General features: G+C 63.7%; 21 protein-coding genes. 9 read left to right on the top strand and 12 right to left on the bottom strand.

Annotated elements, in window-relative coordinates:
* Positions 1–4 precede the first annotated feature (4 nt).
* From WFP39_RS00330 to plsY, 3 genes are all read right to left on the bottom strand, one after another.
* Positions 5–655, bottom strand: a complete 651-nt coding sequence (locus WFP39_RS00330) for a hypothetical protein (RefSeq protein ID WP_336917105.1) — start codon at positions 653–655, stop codon at positions 5–7.
* A gap of 72 nt (positions 656–727) precedes the next feature.
* Positions 728–1852 (bottom strand): DNA-processing protein DprA, encoded by a 1125-nt coding sequence (gene dprA / locus WFP39_RS00325; RefSeq protein ID WP_336917103.1) that lies wholly within the window; start codon positions 1850–1852, stop codon positions 728–730.
* On the bottom strand, positions 1849–2430 hold the full coding sequence (plsY, locus tag WFP39_RS00320; RefSeq protein ID WP_336917102.1) for a glycerol-3-phosphate 1-O-acyltransferase PlsY: 582 nt from the start codon (positions 2428–2430) through the stop codon (positions 1849–1851). Before plsY ends, dprA begins: the two co-directional genes overlap by 4 nt.
* 88 nt (positions 2431–2518) lie before the next feature.
* Here plsY and murI point away from each other — a divergent pair, with 88 nt between their 5' ends.
* From murI to WFP39_RS00305, 3 genes are all read left to right on the top strand, one after another.
* Complete coding sequence (murI, locus tag WFP39_RS00315; RefSeq protein ID WP_336917517.1) at positions 2519–3328, top strand: glutamate racemase; 810 nt, start codon at positions 2519–2521, stop codon at positions 3326–3328.
* 106 nt (positions 3329–3434) lie between these two features.
* On the top strand, positions 3435–4655 hold the full coding sequence (gene hemA / locus WFP39_RS00310) for a 5-aminolevulinate synthase (RefSeq protein ID WP_336917516.1): 1221 nt from the start codon (positions 3435–3437) through the stop codon (positions 4653–4655).
* A gap of 120 nt (positions 4656–4775) precedes the next feature.
* Positions 4776–5318, top strand: coding sequence for a hypothetical protein (locus tag WFP39_RS00305; RefSeq protein WP_336917101.1), 543 nt, complete (start codon positions 4776–4778; stop codon positions 5316–5318).
* Between the two features lie 63 nt (positions 5319–5381).
* Here the strand turns inward: WFP39_RS00305 and WFP39_RS00300 are convergent, their stop codons facing one another.
* From WFP39_RS00300 to WFP39_RS00290, 3 genes are all read right to left on the bottom strand, one after another.
* On the bottom strand, positions 5382–6194 hold the full coding sequence (locus WFP39_RS00300; protein WP_336917100.1) for a universal stress protein: 813 nt from the start codon (positions 6192–6194) through the stop codon (positions 5382–5384).
* A gap of 107 nt (positions 6195–6301) precedes the next feature.
* On the bottom strand, positions 6302–7504 hold the full coding sequence (locus WFP39_RS00295; RefSeq protein ID WP_336917099.1) for a type III PLP-dependent enzyme: 1203 nt from the start codon (positions 7502–7504) through the stop codon (positions 6302–6304).
* Between the two features lie 168 nt (positions 7505–7672).
* Positions 7673–8224 carry a LemA family protein gene (locus tag WFP39_RS00290; protein WP_336917098.1) on the bottom strand — a complete coding sequence of 184 codons (552 nt, stop codon included), beginning with the start codon at positions 8222–8224 and terminating at the stop codon, positions 7673–7675.
* 92 nt (positions 8225–8316) lie between these two features.
* Here WFP39_RS00290 and WFP39_RS00285 point away from each other — a divergent pair, with 92 nt between their 5' ends.
* Entirely contained in the window at positions 8317–9264 is a 948-nt protein-coding gene (locus WFP39_RS00285) for a DUF3137 domain-containing protein (protein WP_336917097.1), read from the top strand.
* Between the two features lie 6 nt (positions 9265–9270).
* On the opposite strand, the gene WFP39_RS00280 is transcribed toward WFP39_RS00285, so the two are convergent.
* The gene (locus WFP39_RS00280) at positions 9271–10338 is read right to left on the bottom strand and encodes a 1,9-bis(guanidino)-5-aza-nonane synthase (protein WP_336917096.1); all 1068 of its coding nucleotides are present in this window, start codon (positions 10336–10338) and stop codon (positions 9271–9273) included.
* 120 nt (positions 10339–10458) lie between these two features.
* Here WFP39_RS00280 and WFP39_RS00275 point away from each other — a divergent pair, with 120 nt between their 5' ends.
* The 5 genes from WFP39_RS00275 (at position 10459) to WFP39_RS00255 (ending at position 13816) form a co-directional block, all read left to right on the top strand.
* Positions 10459–11421 carry a threonine ammonia-lyase gene (locus tag WFP39_RS00275; protein ID WP_336917095.1) on the top strand — a complete coding sequence of 321 codons (963 nt, stop codon included), beginning with the start codon at positions 10459–10461 and terminating at the stop codon, positions 11419–11421.
* A gap of 65 nt (positions 11422–11486) precedes the next feature.
* A complete protein-coding gene (locus tag WFP39_RS00270; RefSeq protein WP_336917094.1) occupies positions 11487–11912 on the top strand; it encodes an MAPEG family protein in 426 nt (141 codons plus the stop codon).
* A 79-nt stretch (positions 11913–11991) separates the two neighbouring features.
* Positions 11992–12450: a response regulator gene (locus tag WFP39_RS00265; RefSeq protein WP_336917092.1), complete on the top strand. Its 459-nt coding sequence runs from the start codon at positions 11992–11994 to the stop codon at positions 12448–12450.
* A gap of 95 nt (positions 12451–12545) precedes the next feature.
* Positions 12546–12965: a protocatechuate 4,5-dioxygenase subunit alpha gene (locus WFP39_RS00260; protein WP_336917090.1), complete on the top strand. Its 420-nt coding sequence runs from the start codon at positions 12546–12548 to the stop codon at positions 12963–12965.
* Positions 12962–13816 (top strand): class III extradiol dioxygenase family protein, encoded by an 855-nt coding sequence (locus WFP39_RS00255; RefSeq protein WP_336917088.1) that lies wholly within the window; start codon positions 12962–12964, stop codon positions 13814–13816. Before WFP39_RS00260 ends, WFP39_RS00255 begins: the two co-directional genes overlap by 4 nt.
* Before the next feature lie 132 nt (positions 13817–13948).
* Here the strand turns inward: WFP39_RS00255 and WFP39_RS00250 are convergent, their stop codons facing one another.
* From WFP39_RS00250 to WFP39_RS00230, 5 genes are read right to left on the bottom strand one after another with little or no spacing between them, the layout of a single operon-like run.
* Complete coding sequence (locus tag WFP39_RS00250; protein ID WP_336917086.1) at positions 13949–15265, bottom strand: radical SAM protein; 1317 nt, start codon at positions 15263–15265, stop codon at positions 13949–13951.
* A 44-nt stretch (positions 15266–15309) separates the two neighbouring features.
* Positions 15310–15546 carry a hypothetical protein gene (locus WFP39_RS00245; RefSeq protein ID WP_336917084.1) on the bottom strand — a complete coding sequence of 79 codons (237 nt, stop codon included), beginning with the start codon at positions 15544–15546 and terminating at the stop codon, positions 15310–15312.
* Positions 15543–15698 carry a cbb3-type cytochrome oxidase assembly protein CcoS gene (ccoS, locus tag WFP39_RS00240; RefSeq protein ID WP_336917082.1) on the bottom strand — a complete coding sequence of 52 codons (156 nt, stop codon included), beginning with the start codon at positions 15696–15698 and terminating at the stop codon, positions 15543–15545. Before ccoS ends, WFP39_RS00245 begins: the two co-directional genes overlap by 4 nt.
* The gene (locus WFP39_RS00235; protein WP_336917081.1) at positions 15695–17812 is read right to left on the bottom strand and encodes a heavy metal translocating P-type ATPase; all 2118 of its coding nucleotides are present in this window, start codon (positions 17810–17812) and stop codon (positions 15695–15697) included. Before WFP39_RS00235 ends, ccoS begins: the two co-directional genes overlap by 4 nt.
* Positions 17809–18282, bottom strand: coding sequence for a FixH family protein (locus WFP39_RS00230; protein WP_336917079.1), 474 nt, complete (start codon positions 18280–18282; stop codon positions 17809–17811). The genes WFP39_RS00235 and WFP39_RS00230 overlap by 4 nt, the downstream gene beginning before the upstream one ends.
* Positions 18283–18284 lie beyond the last annotated feature (2 nt).

Genomic DNA, 18284 nt, shown 5'->3' with positions numbered 1-18284 from the left:
CGCGTCAGTCGAACACGCTTGCCAATTTCTCGCTTTGGCCGCTGAGCAGGCCGTAGGTGGCGACCGAAAGCGCAAGCAGGATCACGGCGAACACTTCGCTCACCACGGCCTCCACCAGAAAGGCGACCGGCCCGTTCTCTGTGGCAAAGAAAAACATTCCGCCGAGAGCCGCAGATGCCAGCACGATCACCACCAGCACCAGGATCAAGGCCAGCATGATCTGGCCGGTATTGCCGAGCGTGCGGTGCCAGCTCTCGCGCATCGCTTCGAACACACCGCGCCCTTGATCGACATAGATCGACGGTGCCATCAGCCACCGCGCCCCAATAATCAGACCGGGGATGACAAGCATGACGAAGCCAATCGCCACACCCAGAAATGTGAGCACGGCCAGCCCCAGAAAACCCAGATAACGGCCTGCCACGTCGCGCTTGCCCAGCATCTGCCCAAACAGCCAGCATTGCCCTGCCACGCTGGCGACCAGAACGAGAAGGCCAAACAAGCCGTTGTTCCGACCAAAAGCCGCATTCTCCAGCGCCGGTTCGTCGCTCAGTCCAAGGCTGATGTCGAGCCAGCTGGCGATTGCCGTGGCGGGAATGAAGATGGCCAGATAGGTCAAAACCGCGCGCTGGTTGGTGGAAAGCCTTTCGCTCACTCCACCGAAAAGATCGCCTACCCGAATGCGTATCTGCTGCTCCGCCATATTGCCCCCTTCTTTTCCCTGCCGTCACGCGCTCAGCGACACCCGCCCGCCTGCATGGCGCACCAGCCGGCCCGCCAGTTCCAGTTCCAGAAGTGCCAGCTGCACCGCGCCAGAGCTTGACCCGCTTTGCCGCACCAGTTCGTCCACCGGCACTGGCGCAGTGGTGAGCAGGGCAGCAATGTCCGCCGGCTCATCGGCCAGCTCATCATCTATTGCCTGCCATCCCGGCGCAGCTTCGCAGAAAGTGGACCGCGGCGTCCCATCAAATCCGCTGAGCAACTCCACCACATCGGCCGGGGAATGGACCAGCACCGCGCCTTCGCGGATCAGGCGGTTGCAGCCTTCGCTGCGCGGTTCGAGCGGGCTGCCGGGGATCGCCATCACCTCACGCCCCATTTCGCCCGCCAGCCGCGCGGTGATGAGGCTGCCCGATTGCGGCGCGGCCTCGACCACCAGCGTGCCGAGCGAGAGGCCCGCGATGATGCGGTTGCGTTTGGGAAACAGGTTTCCACGCGGTTCGGTGCCCGGCACTTCCTCGGCCAGCAGCAGGCCACGCGTTGCCACCTCCTCCTGCAATTGGCGGTGCTGCGGGGGATAGGTGATGTCGATGCCGCTGGCGATGACGCCCACCGTGCCGCCGCCACTTGCCGCCAGCGCGCCCTGATGCGCGCCGCCGTCAATTCCGCGGGCAAGGCCCGACACCACGGTAAAGCCCGCCTCCGCCAGTTCGCCGCCGAAATCACGCGCCAGTTTCACCCCCGCCGCGCTGGCATTGCGCGCGCCCACCAGCGCCACGCAGGGCCCAGCGGCAAGGGCGATGTTGCCGCGCATCGTCAGGATAGGCGGCGCGTTTTCCATCTGCGCCAGCATCGGCGGATAATCGGCCATATCATGAAACAGATAGCGCGCACCGGCCCGGCGAACGCCCTCCACCTCCCGCTCGATCGCATCGACAGGTGCGGCGCGATAGGAGCGGGTGCCGCGCCCGGCCAGATCGGGCAAAGCTTCCAGCGCGGCAACGGCATTGCCAAATCGGCGCAGAAGCTGGCGGTAACTGACCGGGCCGATATGCGGGCTGCGCAGCAGACGGATGCGGGCAAATGCTTCCTCTTGCGTCAGGGCCGGCCTCTGCGCCGCCGCGACATTCATTTTGCCCCGCCTATGCGCGGTTCCGTGCCCGCGCGAAGGCGTGCAAGGTTGGCGCGGTGCAGCCAGATCACCAGCACCGCCAATCCGGCGAGTACGGGCACCAGCTCCATCCGCCCCAGCAACGCGGCGGCAACGGGGGCAGCCAAGGCCGCGCTCATCCCGCCCGCCGAGGAAATGCGCGTTACCGCCAGCACCCCAATCCACACCAGCGCATAGGCAAGACCCACCTGCCAGGCGAGGCCGAAGCACACCCCCGCCAGCGTTGCCACGCCCTTGCCGCCCTTGAAGCGCAGCCAGACAGGAAAGCAATGGCCCAGCACAGCGCCCAAGGCGGCGAAACCGGCGGCATCGGGCAGGAAGCGCCACGCCAGCAGCACAGCCGCCAGCCCCTTGCCCAGATCAAGCAGCAGGGTAGCTGCGGCCAGCCCCTTCTTGCCCGTGCGCAGCACATTGGTCGCGCCGATATTGCCGCTGCCGATCTTGCGAATATCACCCTGCCCCATCGCCAGTGCCAGCAAAAGGCCAAAGGGAACTGCGCCAAGGGCATAACCCAGCAAAGCTGCGAGAATCCAGTCCATCACCAATGTTTAGAGCCCCGCTTCCCTTTTGCCCAACCCTAAGTAAAAGGCAGGCAAGCTTCAATATCGTGCCCCAAGGAGCGCATCCATTCCCGATCCTTCTGCCCCTATCCTGATCTTCGATTCGGGCGTTGGCGGGCTGACCGTGCTGGCCGAAGTGCGCAAGATGCTGCCGCGAGCGCGGGTAATCTATGTCGCGGATCGGGCGGCGCTCCCTTATGGCGACAAGAGCGAGGCGGAAATTGCCGCCCGCGTGTGCGGCTTGCTGGGTCGCCTGGCCGAACGGTATCACCCGCGCCTCATCTGCATTGCCTGCAATACCGCCAGCACGATTGCGCTGGGCATGGTGCGCGATGTTTTGGAAGTGCCGGTGGTGGGCACCGTGCCCGCCATCAAGCCCGCTGCCGAAATGACGCAGAGCGGCGTGATCGGCCTGCTGGGCACCGCCGCCACGATCCGGCAGGCCTATGTCGATCGGCTGGAAGCCGAGTTTGCAGCCGGCAAGCTTCTGCTGCGCCACGCCGCGCCCGAACTGGTGGGCGCAGCCGAGATGAAACTGCGCGGCGGCTCTCCCGATCCGGCCATTTTCGCGCGGGCCGCGCAGGGCTTGCGCAGCCAGCCGCGCGGGGATGAGATCGACACCGTCGTGCTCGCCTGCACGCATTTTCCGCTGCTTTTGCCTGAACTGTCAGCGGCATTCGGTCCAAAAGTGCGCTTTATTGACGGAGCGCAAGGAATCGCCCGGCGCGTGGCCTATCTGACACAGGGCCAGCCGTGGAATGGTCCTGCGGCTGGGCAGGATCAGGATTTTGCCATTGTCACAGGCGACGCGACCGATAATCCGGCTCTTCTCCGGGCCTTCCAGCCCTTCGGAATCGGCCGAATCCTGCCGCTTTGATGCGAGCCATTCGCAAACACAGCGCTTTAATTCGGGCGCGGATTTGACTAAGTCCGCCGGCATCACCAGCTGCGAGTCTGACAGCAGCGCAATGCGGATGAAGACGCTGAACTACGACCACATCTTCGACCAGGCGATCGACCGGCTGCACGCCGAAGGCCGCTATCGCGTGTTCATCGACATTTTGCGCAACAAGGGTGCCTATCCCAATGCGCGCTGCTTTGCCGGACATAACGGGCCGAAACCCATCACCGTGTGGTGCAGCAACGATTACCTCGCCATGGGCCAGCACCCCAAGGTGATCGCCGCGATGGAAGAGGCGCTGCACGATGTCGGCGCAGGCAGTGGCGGCACGCGCAATATCGGTGGCAACACGCATTACCATATCGAGCTGGAGGCAGAGCTGGCCGATCTCCATGGCAAGGAAGCCGCACTGCTTTTCACCAGCGGCTATGTCTCGAACGACGCCACGCTTTCGACAATTGCCAAATTGCTGCCCGGCTGCGTGATCTTTTCCGACGAATTGAACCATGCCAGCATGATTGCCGGCATCCGCAATTCGGGCTGCGAAAAGCGCATCTGGCGACATAACGATGTGGCGCATCTGGAAGAACTGCTCGCCGCCGAAGACCGCGATTGCCCCAAGCTGATCGCCTTTGAAAGCGTCTATTCGATGGATGGCGATGTCGCTCCGATCCATGCGATCTGCGATCTTGCCGAAAAATACAACGCGCTCACCTATATCGACGAAGTGCACGCCGTGGGCATGTATGGCGCACGCGGCGGCGGCATTTCCGAACGGGACGAGGCGGCGCACCGGATCGACCTGATCGAAGGCACGCTGGGCAAGGCATTTGGCGTGATGGGCGGCTATGTTGCGGCCAGCCGCAAGATCATCGACTGCATCCGCTCCTACGCCCCCGGCTTCATCTTCACCACCTCGCTCAGCCCTGTTCTGGTGGCAGGCGTGCTGGCATCGGTGCGCCACCTCAAGGCGTCGAGCGTGGAGCGGGACGGCCAGCAGGCCGCCGCAGCCTATCTGAAAAAGGCCTTTGCCGATGCAGGCCTGCCAGTGATGCAGAGCACCACGCATATCGTGCCGCTGATGGTGGGCGATCCGGTGCGCGCCAAAAAGATCAGCGATATCCTGCTGGCCGAATACGGCGTCTATGTGCAGCCGATCAATTTCCCCACCGTGCCGCGCGGCACGGAAAGGCTGCGCTTCACGCCCGGCCCCTCGCACACGGTGGAAATGATGGACGAGTTGACCGCTGCGCTGGTGGAAATCTGGGAACGGATGGAACTGGAACTGCGGCGCGCCGCCTGATCTCTTCCTGATCGGCCAGGCTCTGCCAATCTGACCTGCGTCAATTCAGAACGGCCATAAAGCCGTTATGCTCCCTATTGCTGCACAGGGTTGGCCGCGATGCAGCGGGGGAGAAATCATATGTCCATTTCCGTTCCACGGCTTGCCGTCTTGCCTTTTGCCCTTGCCATGCTGGCGGGGTGCCAGCAGGCCACCGAAGCGCCAGCGGCTGATACGGCGCAGGCCGGCCTCACCAGCCTGCCGGTCAGCATCAACGCCGCCATGGTCGGCATGATCGACCAGTCTGCAGATTATATCTGGGCCGTCGGCAACGGCGATCTGCCCAAGGACGATCACGATTGGGATCAGGTGCGCGGCGCGGTGTATGACATGATCATTGGCGGGCAGGTGTCCAAAGTGCCGGGAAATGGCGAGTTCGATGCCCAGTGGACGGCTGAGCCGGACTGGATCCGCCATTCGGACGAACTCACCAAGATCGGTCAGGACGCGCTGCCTCTGGTGGAGGCGCGCTCCACCGATCAGGAAGCCTGGCGGGCGATCGGGGACCGGCTTGTCCAGAATTGCCTTGCCTGCCACGAATTATTCAAGCCCGAAGTGCCGAGCCAGGGCATATTGCACGAATCCACCGTGCGGGAATCGCTGGGGCAAAGCATTTTCGACTGACGCCGCCCACACAATCAAGCGGGGCCGGATGCGTCATGCGACCCCGCTGTGTGATGCGGCGCGCTACTTTTGCGCCGGCTTGATGACCATGGTGTCGATCGCAGAGGTGCGCAGCAGCTCGATAGCCTGACTGCCCAACGTGGCATGACGGAACCCGCTTTCGCCGTGGGAACCGAGCACGAGCAGGTCAATACCCTTCTCCGCAATCACCTGGCCGATCGCCTTGGGCAAGGCGCCATAGGCCATATGCGTGGTGAGGCGCGCGGCAACAGACGCGGGCACCTTTTCCAGAAATGCATCGAGAACCTTGACCTCGGCCTCGTAAACCTGATCCTTCACCTGCTCGGCCTTCTGCCATCCGGCAAAGGGCACGCGGTAGGCGTGGATCAGGTGCAACTCGGCATCCGGAAAAAGCGCGGCGGCGCGCAGGAGTGCATCGTGCGAGATGTCGGAAAAATCGCTGGCCACCCCAATCTTGCGATACGGGGAATGCGGCCGCTGCTTCACCACCAGCACCGGCGCATCGCCGTGGCGCAGCACATGATCCACCGCCGTGCCCAGCACATAATCGCCGATCGAATGGAAGCGCGCCACGCCCATGACGATCACCGCCGCGCGCCTTTCTTGCGCCAATCTTGCCAGCGCTTCACCGACCTTACCGTAGGAACAGGCGAAATCGACCGGGGCATCGGGATCGGGCAGGCAGCCGCGCATCATGGCGTGGAGCGCGTGCCCCTCGACCTCCTTGGCTGCACCGGCGATCACATGACCAAGCACCACCGGGCGGCCCAACTGACGGCCAAGGTGCAGTGCGCGGTCCACCGCGCGGTCGTTGCGCGCACCAAAATCGGTTGCCACCAGGATCGGTTCATTCATCGAAAGACTCCTGCCTTCACCCCCGGCAAGAACCTATGGGGCACGCAGGCCGGCACGCAAAGGCTTTCCGTCCCCCCTCAAAGAGACCGAAAAGCCTTTAGGCCAGCCTATCGCAGGCTCACCACATTGTCGCTGGCCGGACGCACCCGGTCCCCGCGGTAAAGGCTCGCCATCGGCTCGTCCTCCACCACGAAAGCGCGCGTTGCGCCAAAGCCGTTGAAGCGCGTCTGCATCGCCGCGCCATAGGCGCCCAGCATGCCGATTTCGATGTAATCGCCAGCCTGGATATCGGCCGGCAACACGAAGGGGCCCTTCATGTAATCGGCATCGTCGCAAGTGGGGCCATAGAAGGCAAAATCGGCATCGGGCTGCGACAGGTCATCCTCCAGCGCACGCACCGGAAAGCGCCAGTCGACATGCGCGGCATCGAACAATGCGCCATAGGCACCGTCATTGATATACAGCTCGTCCCCGCGGCGCTTTTCCACTTTCACCACAATGCTGGAATATTCGGCGCACAGCGCGCGGCCCGGTTCCGCCCAAAGCTCGGCCGAATAGGAAATCGGCAGCATTTCGAAATGGCGGTGGATCTGCGCGAAGTAATCTTCCAGCGGGGGCGGCTCCATGCCCGGATAGGACGAGGGAAACCCGCCGCCCACATCCACGATGTCCACCGTTACCGCCGCCTCGGCAATCGCCGCGCGCACGCGTTCCAGCGCCTGGACATAGGCAAAGGGGGTCATCGCCTGACTGCCCACATGGAAGCAGATGCCCAGCGCGTCGCAATGCTGGCGCGTGGCTTGCAGCAGCGGTGCGGCATCAGCCAGATCGACGCCAAACTTGGCGGCAAGGCTCAGTTCCGAATGTTCGGACGACACGCGCAGGCGCACCAGCAACTGCAGGTCGGTCGCGGCCTCGCCCGCTTCATTGGTGGTGGCTTCCACGATCTTCGCCAGCTCTTCCGGCGTATCGAGGCTGAAAGTCTTCACGCCGTGCTGGAAATAGGCCTCGCGAATGGCGCCCGCGGTCTTGACCGGGTGCATGAAGCACAGCTTCGCCTGCGGCAAAGTCTCGCGCACCATCCGCACTTCGCCGATCGAGGCGACATCGTAATGCGTGATGCCGTTGTCCCACAGGATACGGATGAGGTCAGGCGAAGGGTTGGCCTTCACCGCATACATTGCCGTTCCGGGAAACTTCTGGGCGAAGAACTTCGCCGCCCGCGCCGCAGCATGCGGACGGTTCAGGATAACGGCGTCGTCCGGCGAGAGGGTGCGCGCTAACGCCCGTGCGTCTGGGAAATTGTGCAACTCAAGGGACCCCCAATTGGCCATACGGCCGGTTAGACAACAAAGCTGCCTTGCGGTTTGGAAGTCCCCATGGGGCAGCAGGAGCGCGGCATATAAGGGGATAGATTAACGATGCAAGAACGAAACGTGTCACATCTGCAATTCGTTTTGCATCACATTGTTAATGCGTCAAAACTTTACCGAAGGCACGGCATCCACCACGCCTTGTTCGCTGTCGTCCAGACGGTGGAAATCGGCCTTGGCAAAGCCCAGCATCCCCGCAAACAACACCGCCGGAAACGACTCGATGCCGGTGTTGTAACGCGAGACAGCCGCGTTGAGCGCACGGCGCGCGGCGGCCAGCTTGTCCTCCACATCGGCCAGTTCCAGCTGCAATTGCTGGAAATTGGCACTGGCCTTGAGATCGGGATAGGCCTCCGCCAGCGCCAGCAGCTTGTCGAGCGCCACGCGCAACTGCGCCTCGTTGGCGGAATTGGGTGCGCCTGATGCGGCGGCGTTGCGGGCCTGAATTACCGATTCCAATGTGCCCGCCTCGTGCGCGGCATAGCCTTTCACCGTGTTGACCAGATTGGGCACCAGATCATGCCGCTGGCGCAGCTGCGCGTCGATATCGGCCACGCCCTGGTTCACATTCTGTCGAAGCGCCACGAGCCGGTTGTAAATGCCAATCACGATCCCGGCCAGAACGACCAGTGCGCCAATGCCGATAATCAGTTCCATGTGATCCCCCGCTCATTCCCCGCGCGCTTACACTGTGCCATCAATGGCGGCAGCGCGCAAAGGGGCAATGGGGGCCAAGGGGCGACAAGGGCATGATCGAGAAGCCGGACATTGACGCGTTGATGGCGGGCGAACTGGGCGAATGGCTTGCGGCACAGGCACAGGTGCGCGAGGCCGCGCGGGAGCAGAGCAACAGACGGTTAGTGACCGCAGCCTTCGTGGTGCTGCCGCTGGCAGCGTTCCTGCTGTTCGGGCCGGATTGGAGCATCGAGCTGAAGATGTGGCTTATCGCCGCTTCGGCCATTCTTGCAGGCGTGTGGATCTATGCACCGAAAGCAAAGGCGATTCGGCAGACCAAGGAGGGGATCAACTCTGCGCTCGCCGCCGCGTTGGGCCTAACCTATTCCCACGATTGCGAAGCCGGCGTCGGGTTCGAGAGGGCGCGGCTGTTCCGGATGCTCCCCGGCTACACCCGCGCCAAGTTCGAGGATCTGTGGGCCGGGCAGATCGGCAACCGCGCCTTCACCCTGCACGAAGCACATCTGGAACAGCGGCGGCAAAGCGGGAAGAACACCCATTACGTGACCGTGTTTCGAGGCCCGGTCATGACCATATCGGCCGGTCGCCGCTTTCACGGCGTTACGCTGGTGGAACGATCGGGCAAGCACAGGAAATTCGGCTTCTTTGGCGAGAAGGAGCGGCTGGAAGTCTCCGGCCTCATCCTCGACAAGGCGGACATGGTGCATCCCGCTTTCGAGGACCAGTTCACCGTCTATTCCACCGATCAGGTGGAGGCGCGCTATCTCGTCCATCCCGGCTATGTCGAAAGGATGATCGCGCTGGAGGCGGCGTTTTCCGGCAGCAAGATCCGCACGCTGTTCCACGAAGGCGAAGTGACCGTGGTGCTGGAGGCGAAGAATATGTTCGAAAGCGGCCAGTTGGATGCAGGCCGCGACCGGGAAATGGTCGCAGCCTGCGTGGCGCAATTCATGGCAATGGCCGATCTGGCAGCCGCGGTGAGCGAGGCTGACCGGCGCTAGACCTCCTCAATCCGCGAAGAGCTTGGCCCAGCGGCGCGGGGTGCGGCTCTTCCAATGTTCGCGGTGGTAGGCGTCCGATGCCAGCAGCGGCATGACCGAGCCGGCCTCGGCAAACACCATCTGCTCGGTCGCGGTCGAAACCTTGCCCCAGCTCGCGGCTTCCTGCAGCGTGGAGGACGAACAGGCCCCGTCACGCACATCGGCCACGGTGATCTGCACGGCATATTTGTGCACCGCCACATCGTGATGTCCGAGGATTTCGGCGCAGACCACCGTGTCCTGAATGAAGTTCTTCGGCACGCCGCCGCCCACCATCAGCAGGCCCGATTCGCCGGCCTTGATCTTGATGTCGGTCAACTCGCGGAAATCCGCCACCGCATCGATCATGAGGTAAGGCTTACCTTCCTTCATCCGGTCGACCTGGTGCTTTACCAGCCCGAAGCCGGCGCTGCTGTCCACAAAGGCCGGGCAGAAGATCGGCACGTCATGTTCGTAAGCCAGTTTGACGAGGCTGTTTTCCTTCTTGCCGTGCTGGGCCAGATACTTGCCCATCTCGCGGATGAAGGCCCGGCTGGAATAGGCCTTGGGCTCCAGCTCGTTCGCGATCCTGTTGATCGTGAAATCGCAGTCCTGCAGCTGTTCTTCGTCGATATAGGTGTCGTAAATGCGGTCGATATAGAGCGAACGCAGCGTGTCATCGTCGGGGATTTCCAGCGCCTGATAATGCTTGTGGCCCAGGCCTTCGAAGAAATCCATGTCCACAATTGTGGCACCGGTGGCAACCACGCAATCGACCATGTTGGAACGGATCAATTCGGCATACAGGTCCATGCAGCCCCCTGCGCTGGTCGAACCGGCGATGACGAGGAAGATGGTGCAGTCCTTGTCTTCCAGCATCTGGTTGTAGATGCGCGTGGCGCGCGCCAGATCGCGGCTGGTGAAGCTCATCTTGCCCATCGCGTCGATGATCGGGCGGGCATCGAAGCTGGTGATGTCGATATGTTCGACCGTGGTGGACAGAAGTTCTGCCTTGCGGTTGCTGTTGCCAGAGACGCTTTTTGGCGTGTCACTCATCGTCATTCTCCAGTGCTTCGGTTCCGGGCCGTCGCCCCCGCCACGCGAGGGTTCCCGATAGAAGGGCGCGCCCGATAGGGGATGGCGCACCTCGCGTAAACAGGTAATTCATGCAGGTTTATGACGGCACTAACTCCCATGCGAAACCCCGATGCGGCAGGCGTTGCCCGCGCTGCGGCGAAAATGGCGCAAATCCTGCCCCCCACCCCGCTTTTGCCGGTCGAGCATGAGGGGCGCAGCTTCTGGCTGAAGGCGGAATGCCTGCAACCCGTGGGCGCGTTCAAGATCAGGGGTGCCTGGCACCGCCTGACCGACCTTTCGGACGAGGAGCGCGCCCGCGGGGTGGTGGCGGTTTCCAGTGGCAATCACGCGCAAGGCGTGGCCTGGGCCGCGCGGCGTTTGGGCATAAAGGCCGCCATCGTCATGCCCGCCGATGCGCCGCGCCTGAAGCTGGAACGAACGCGCGAACAGGGCGCTGAAGTCATCCCTTACGACCGGATGCGCGAAAACCGCGAGGAAATTGCGCAGCGTTTGGCGGCGGAACGGGGCGCAGCCTATGTCCACGCCTTTGCCGATCCATGGGTGATTGAGGGACAAGGGAGCGCGGGCATCGAAATCGCCGCGCAATTGGGACGCCAGCCTTCGCGCCTTGTGGTGTGTTGCGGAGGCGGTGGATTGACCGCTGGATTGGCGCTGGCCTGCCCCACGGCCGAGGTTATCCCGGTGGAGCCTGAGGGTTGGGACGATGTCGCGCGCTCACTGGCAAGCGGCACGATTCAGTCGGTGGGCCCCAACCCGCCCCCGACTTCCTGCGATGCCTTGCAGACCTTTGCCACAGCGCCGATCAACTTCGCCGTCCTGAAGCAACGCTGCGCCTTTGGTCTGAGCGTGACCGAAGCCGAAACCCGCGTGGCGCAGCGTTTTGCCTTCTCGCGCCTCAGGCTGGTGCTGGAACCTGGCGGCGCGGTGGCGCTGGGCGCCGTGCTGGCCGGAAAGGCGGCGGTGGACGACGATACAGTGGTGATCGCCAGCGGGGGCAACACCGATCCGGCCGACTTTGCGGCCGTGCTGCGTCCAGATTAAGTTTCAATTGACAATCTAATTCCGCTGGCGCAGCCTCCCCCGACTGGTTGCGGGGGAATAGACTCATGGGACATCAATTGCTTGCACCGGCAGCCGTGCTGGTCGTCTGGTCGCTGATCATGCTGCTGTGGATGGCGGGGACGCGCCTGCCCGCGCTTGCAAAGCTCAAACTGCCGCCCGAACGCCAGCGCGGCGGACGCGGCAGCGATCTGGATGGGGTGCTTCCGCCCGAAATCCAATGGAAGGCGCACAATTACAACCATCTGATGGAACAGCCGACCATCTTTTATGCCACGGTGCTGATCCTTGCGCTGACAGGTTTCACGCAAACTGATGTCTGGTTGGCCTGGGCCTATGTCGCGGTGCGCGTGGTGCATTCGTTGTGGCAGGCTCTGGTCAACACCATTCCGGTGCGCATTACCTTGTTCACCATCAGCAGTCTCGCATTGCTTGCGCTGGCGATCCGTGCGCTTCTGGGGACGCTTGGCTAGGCAGAAATCCCGATGGCGCGGTTCAGACCGCCGTTCCTGCAACGCTGTTACATCGCAGCCCCTGCAACGGAGCTGCACAATGGCCCACATCCTTGTGGTTGATGACGACGATCTGGTGGCCGAACTGGCGAGCGAGATATTGATATCCGCCGGCCATGCCTGCGGCTTTGTCTCCACGGCAGAAGACGCGCGCAAGCTGCTCGCCTGGCGGCGGCCCGACCTGCTTCTGCTCGACGAGAACCTGCCGGGCGAACGCGGTTCGGGTTTCCTGCGCGCGCTGCGCCATTCGCCCGATTTCTACGACCTGCCGGTGATCATGTTCACCAGCGTGGACGGCGAGGCGGACGAGCGGCGATCCTACCATGCGGGGGCACAGGATTATATCCGCAAGCCCGTTCATCCCAAGGTGCTGGTCTGGCGGGTGAACCATATCCTGCGTTCGCGCAGCGAGCGGCCACGGCACCGCAAGCTGGAGGAATGGGCAGAGTTCCAGTTGCACCACCACCGCGAAGGTCAGGTGCGCAAGGTCTATCTCTGACCCGCCACGCGGCGTGGCGCTGGCTTTGATCCAGCGCAACGACTCCTTGCAAGGCTTGCGGCAATTCCACCCCATCGCAAGCTGGATGGAGCAGGATGATGCCGCCCTTTTCCCGACTGGCCGCCGAAGGCAAGCGCGCCATTCCCGGCACGATGGTGTTCGATGGGGACGCCGCGCAGGATGGCTATGCTCTCAATGCCATGTGCTATTCCTTCAACAGCGCGCAGAACCGTCAGGCCTTCGCCGCAAATGAAGAAGCCTATATGGAGCATTTCCATCTGACGCCGCAGCAGCGTGAGGCCGTGCGCAGCCGCGATGTGCTGGCCATGCTGAATGCGGGCGGGAATGTTTACTATCTCGCCAAGCTGGCAGGAATCCTTGGCCTTAATGTGCAGGACCTCGGCGCGCTGCAAACGGGGATGTCGCTGGATGAATTCAAGGCCGCGCTGCTTTCCCACGCGGTAACCGAAACGCGCGTATCCCCGGCGCTTGCCAAGGGGAGGGTGGTGGCATGAGCCAGATTTGCGGCGGCATTTTCACCAGCCATGTCCCCGGAATTGGCAAGGCGATCGCGCAAAACCTGCAGGACGATCCTTATTGGAAGCCGTTTTTCGACGGCTTCAAGCCGGTGCATCAATGGCTGGAAGCCGAAAGGCCCGATGTGGCTGTGGTGTTCTACAACGACCACGGCCTCAACTTCTTCCTCGACAAGATGCCCACCTTCGCCATTGGCGCCGCGCCGCAATACCGGCACGAGGATGAAGGCTGGGGCATTGCCTTTGCCCGGCCCTATGAAGGTGCGCCCGATCTGTCGTGGCACATCATCGAGCAGGTGGTGGCAGCCGAATTCGATCCCGTGACCTGCCAGTCGATGGCAGTGGATCACGCGGTCGCGGTGCCGTTTGAGCTGTGCTGGCCCGGCGATGCGCCCTTTCCGGTCAAGCTGGTGCCGATTGCGATCAACACGGTGCAGCATCCCCTGCCCAGCCCCAAGCGCTGTTACGAACTGGGCAAGGCCGTGGGTCGCGCGATCGAAAGCTGGGGCGGCAACGAGAAGGTGGTGATCTTCGGGACCGGCGGCCTCTCGCACCAGTTGGAAGGCGAGCGGGCGGGCCACATCAATGTGGATTACGACAAGTTCTGCCTGCGCAATCTTGCCCCTGATCCCGAAGCCCTGTTGCAGCACGACACACTGGACATTGTGGAACTGGCCGGCAGCCAGGGCGTGGAAATCCTCAACTGGATTGCTGCACGCGGGGCGCTCCGCGGTTCGGTGCGCGAACTCGCCAGCAATTACCACGTGCCCATTTCCAACACGGCGGCAGCCACCGTGCTGCTGGAAAACCGCGACAAGGTTCTCGCCTGAACCCCGCATCGTGATGGCGAGCGAGCCGGGCAGGTTTCCCAACCTGTCCGGCTTTTCCGAGCGCCCTACGGAAGGGAAACTGGCACGGTAATGGGCAACGGGCGGCTGCCTTCTCGACCAGCGCAGGGCTACTCAGATCGCCGAGCTGAACCGGCGAGGGCTGTGCTGGCGATAGGGATCGAACGCCGCCGCAATGCTGCGCGCATAGGGCAAGGCATGATGCGCGATCACCAGCATATTGCCACTTTCCAGCCGCGCCAGTTGCGGCTCCAGAAAGGGGCGCAGACGGTCGAGTGCGCTTTCCAGAATGTCGGCGGCGACCCGCGCGCGGCCCCGGCACAGCAATTCCTCGATGATCGCGCCGCGGCGGCGGTCGTCCACGCTGCGCTCCTTGCCGGGACCAGTGGGGATCACGCTCTGGCTGAGCATCATCCGGTAACGGCCCGCATTCTTCTCGTTCTGCACAAGGAGGCTGGGGAAGGACGAGATGGCAGAGGCGCCCAACCCGATCAGCACCGGCGCCTGGTCATCAGTAAAGCCCTGGAAGTTGCGCCGCAGCGTGCCCGCCTCCATCGCCTGCGCCAGCGGATCGCCAGGCAAAGCGAAATGGTCGAAGCCTACCGGCGTATAGCCGGCATCGACCAATTGCGTGTGCCCGTCGCGCGCCATGGCAAAACGCAATTCCGGGCCCGGCAGCGCGCTGGCATCGATCCGGCGCTGACGCGGCAGCAGATGCGGCACATGGGCATAGCCGAACAGCGCAATGCGGTTCGCGCCAAAGCCCGCCGCCTCGTCCAGCGATTCGGCCAGATCGGCCAGGCTTTGGCCTGGAAGGCCATACATCAGATCAAAATTGAGCGAGGTGATGCCGCACTCGCGCAGCAATTCCACCGCATCGGCAATCATCTGGCGCGGCTGCACCCGGCCAATCGCTTCTTGCAGATGCGAGGCAAAGGTCTGCACGCCCAGACTGGCGTGGCTGGCACCGATGCCGCCAAACACGCTCGCCCATTCGCGGCCCAGCGTGCGCGGATCGAGCTCGACCGAGATCAGCGGATCGTGCAGCGGGAAATTGAGCATCAGCTCGTCAAACAGGCGCACGAAATCGATGGGGGAAATGGCATTGGGGCTGCCCCCGCCAAAGGCGACACGCCGCACCCGCGTTCCGGCTGGCAGCAGCTTTGCCACCAGTTGAATCTCGCGGTGCAGCGCCTCCAGATAGCTGGCGAGACGCCCCGCGCGGTTGGCGGCAGCGGTGTTGCAGCCGCAATACCAGCAGATTTTCTCGCAAAAGGGGATGTGGACATACAGCGATATGTCGCCGGTTGCCGTGCTGATCGCATCGGCATGCCGCGCAGACGGGATGTCGGGCGCGAACTCAGCCGCCGTGGGGAAGCTGGTATATCGCGGAACCGGCGTTGCGAGCAGATCGGGATGATAAGGCCACATACAGGTCTTTTGCGCAAGTGAAGCCGGCACGTCCTTGCCTTGGATCAATTGTCGCCATCTGTCGCACGCTTGCCGCGTTTTTCCGAATTGCGGCATCCCTTGGCGCAGCACGGCGTCATAGCCGGGCCGGGAAGGCGCCCCTCCTCCCCGTCAATCTGGAGCGCAATGCTTCCCCCGCCGCACAGCGCCAGCATGACCCGCCCCGCCCCTTCTTCAAGCGGAAGCGGGCCGACCATCGCAGGCAGCAGCGCGATCAGTGCGGGGAATGTGCCCATGCTCATGCAGAAGGCCTATCGTCGTCTTCCATCAGGATGCGGCTGGCCGCACCATCGGGATCTTCGAACTGTCCGCTGCGCACAGCCCAGAAGAACGCCGCCAGCCCCAGCAAGCCCAGCCCCAGCGCGATGGGGATCAGGATCAGCACCCCCGTCATCGTGCCGCCCGAATCAGCCGCAGCGAATTGGCCACCACGATCAGCGAGGACAGCGACATGGCAAGCGCCGCGATCAGCGGGGTGACATAGCCGGCAATCGCCAGCGGCACCGCCAGCACATTGTAGCCGATGGCGAGCGCAAAGTTCTGCCGCACCACCGCCATCGTGCGCCGCGCGGCGCGGATTGCGCGCGGCAGGCTGGCAAGCGAGGGCTGCACGAACACCATGTCGGCCGCCTGCATCCCCACATCGCTGGCGCTGCCGGGTGCCATACTGGCATCGGCGGCAGCCAGAGCGGGGCCATCGTTCAGCCCATCCCCCACCATCAGGACATTGTGCCCGGCGCGTTGCAGGCGGGCAATCGCGGCCTGCTTGTCCGCCGGGGAAGCCCCTGCCTGCCCGGTCAGGCCCGTCTCGCGCGCCACCTGCGCCACGGCATCGGCATTGTCGCCCGACAGGATCGAAGCAAGTATGCCCATCCGCTTGAGATCGGCCAAGGCAGCCTGCGCATCATCGCGCAGCCGGTCGGCAAAGGGGATGAGGCGCGTGGGATTTCCGGCAATCACCAGCGCCACGCCCATGCTGGTGGTGCTTTCCGGGCGGCGCAAGGCCACCACCTTGCCATCCAGCACGCCGTGAAGCCCCACGCCCGCTTCCTCGCGCACCGCCGCCACGGCAGCAGGCCTGACCCCGCGCTGCATCAGCGCATCAGCCAGCGCACGGCTGAGCGGATGACGGCTGTGCGAGGCGAGCGCCAAGGCGGCAGCGGCTTCCTCGGCGTTCATCGCATCAAGTGCTGCGGCATCGGGAACCGGTCGCCCCAGCGTGAGCGTCCCGGTCTTGTCAAGCAGCGCGCGATCCACGCTCGCCAGCCGTTCGATTGCCGAGCCGTCCTTGACCATGATCCCGGCCTTCAGCAGCGATCCGCTGGCGACCACCTGCGCCACAGGAACCGCCAGCCCCAGCGCACAGGGACAGGTGATGATCAGCACCGCCACGCCAATCACCAGAGACTGATACAGCGATGCGCCCGCGATCAGCCAGCCGACCACCGAGAGCGCGGCCAGCGTATGGACAGCAGGCGCGTAAAGGCGGCTGGCGCGATCGGCAATGCGCACATAGCGGCTGCGGTTCTGGCTGCTCGCCTCCATCAGCCGGGCGATTTCGGCTAGTGTGGTATTTTGCCCGGTATGGCTGACTTCGACATCCACCGGCGCGTCGAGATTGAGCGTGCCTGCCAGCACCTTGTCCCCCTGCACGCAGGCAATCGGGCGTGTTTCCCCGGTCAACAAGGCCTGGTCGAACCGGCTCGCCCCGCTGACGATATGCCCGTCCGCCGCCAATCTTTCCCCGGTGGCAACACGCATCACCATGCCCGGCTGCAACGCTTCGGCGGCAACCCATTCCAGCGCCCCGCCCGCCCGGACTACAAGTGCACCCTGTGCCGCCTGGCTGAGCAGCGCATCGACACCGGCACGCGCGCGGTCGCGCATCATCGCGTCGAGCACCCGGCCCGCCAGCAAGATCGCCAGCAGCATCAGCGCCCCGTCAAACCAGGCGTGGCGCCCGCCGGTCATCGTCTCGTACACGCTGAGGCCGCAGGCTATGATGACGCCGATGGAAATCGGCACATCCATATTGGTGCGCCCGTTCCTCAGCGCGCCCCATGCCGAATGGAAAAACGGCTGCCCGGCATAGGCGACAGCCGGCAGGGCAATGGCAGCCGAAATCCAGTGGAACAGCTCGCGCGTCGAGCCGTCCGCGCCCGACCAGATGCTGACCGAGAGCAGCATCACATTCATCATCGCGAAGCCCGCCACGGCCAACGGGCCGAGCAGCGGCTTCACCGCCGAAAATGGCTTGGCCACCTCGCGCGGGCGGCGCTGCGCTTCAAAGCCGATGCGCGCGAGTTCCGCCACGATCCGTCCTTCGTCCAGCGCAGGATCGTGCATCACGGTGACCAAGCGCGATGTCAGGTTCACCCGCGCAGTTACAACCTGGGGCAAAGCGGCAAGGCCGCGCTCGATCTTGCTCATGCACCCCGCGCAATGCGCGCCGGGCACGGCAAGCACACTGGTTTCCAGCTCCTTGGCGGGGGCAGGCAGGCTGCTCACCGCACTTCTTCCTCGCTGCGCCAGACATGCCCGTCGCCCATGATCTGCAGACGCACCACCCAGCGGCCATTCTCCAGCGCACGGGTGGAGACATATTCGCCCGGTGCGGTGCGGATGAAGGTCAATTGCTCACCCTGATGCCCGCCCAGCGGTGGACGCGCGCTGCCGGTGATCGAGAGCGTTTCCGGCGCCCCGGCAATGCGCAGCACCACGCGCCGGTCGGCGGAAAGCGTGTTATCCACCTGCCAGCCCAGTTCCTCCTGCGCACGCGCCTGTTCGAGCCACCCGTTGAAATCCTGGCTGGCGACATAGGAGTTTTCGACCACCACGCCGCCAAAGCTGCCGATGGCGATACGCGCCATGGTAAAATTGACCGCAATGATGACGCCGAAAAAGGCGACCATCACCGCCAGCATGTGCCAGCCGGTAAAGCGGCGGTCGGGCGAGATTGGTGCGCGCATATCTGTCATCG

The organism is Alteraurantiacibacter lauratis (assembly GCF_037154155.1).
GTDB lineage: Bacteria > Pseudomonadota > Alphaproteobacteria > Sphingomonadales > Sphingomonadaceae > Alteraurantiacibacter > Alteraurantiacibacter lauratis.
This window is presented reverse-complemented; position numbering and strand designations above follow the sequence as displayed.

Coding starts and splice junctions, on each gene's coding strand:
- dprA (WP_336917103.1), bottom strand. CDS start 1,852: ATGAATGTCGCGGCGGCGCAGAGGCCGGCCCTGACGCAAGAGGAAGCA.
- plsY (WP_336917102.1), bottom strand. CDS start 2,430: ATGGACTGGATTCTCGCAGCTTTGCTGGGTTATGCCCTTGGCGCAGTT.
- WFP39_RS00305 (WP_336917101.1), top strand. CDS start 4,776: ATGTCCATTTCCGTTCCACGGCTTGCCGTCTTGCCTTTTGCCCTTGCC.
- WFP39_RS00300 (WP_336917100.1), bottom strand. CDS start 6,194: ATGAATGAACCGATCCTGGTGGCAACCGATTTTGGTGCGCGCAACGAC.
- WFP39_RS00290 (WP_336917098.1), bottom strand. CDS start 8,224: ATGGAACTGATTATCGGCATTGGCGCACTGGTCGTTCTGGCCGGGATC.
- WFP39_RS00285 (WP_336917097.1), top strand. CDS start 8,317: ATGATCGAGAAGCCGGACATTGACGCGTTGATGGCGGGCGAACTGGGC.
- WFP39_RS00280 (WP_336917096.1), bottom strand. CDS start 10,338: ATGAGTGACACGCCAAAAAGCGTCTCTGGCAACAGCAACCGCAAGGCA.
- WFP39_RS00275 (WP_336917095.1), top strand. CDS start 10,459: ATGACGGCACTAACTCCCATGCGAAACCCCGATGCGGCAGGCGTTGCC.
- WFP39_RS00270 (WP_336917094.1), top strand. CDS start 11,487: ATGGGACATCAATTGCTTGCACCGGCAGCCGTGCTGGTCGTCTGGTCG.
- WFP39_RS00265 (WP_336917092.1), top strand. CDS start 11,992: ATGGCCCACATCCTTGTGGTTGATGACGACGATCTGGTGGCCGAACTG.
- WFP39_RS00260 (WP_336917090.1), top strand. CDS start 12,546: ATGATGCCGCCCTTTTCCCGACTGGCCGCCGAAGGCAAGCGCGCCATT.
- WFP39_RS00255 (WP_336917088.1), top strand. CDS start 12,962: ATGAGCCAGATTTGCGGCGGCATTTTCACCAGCCATGTCCCCGGAATT.
- WFP39_RS00250 (WP_336917086.1), bottom strand. CDS start 15,265: ATGTGGCCTTATCATCCCGATCTGCTCGCAACGCCGGTTCCGCGATAT.
- WFP39_RS00245 (WP_336917084.1), bottom strand. CDS start 15,546: ATGAGCATGGGCACATTCCCCGCACTGATCGCGCTGCTGCCTGCGATG.
- ccoS (WP_336917082.1), bottom strand. CDS start 15,698: ATGACGGGGGTGCTGATCCTGATCCCCATCGCGCTGGGGCTGGGCTTG.
- WFP39_RS00230 (WP_336917079.1), bottom strand. CDS start 18,282: ATGACAGATATGCGCGCACCAATCTCGCCCGACCGCCGCTTTACCGGC.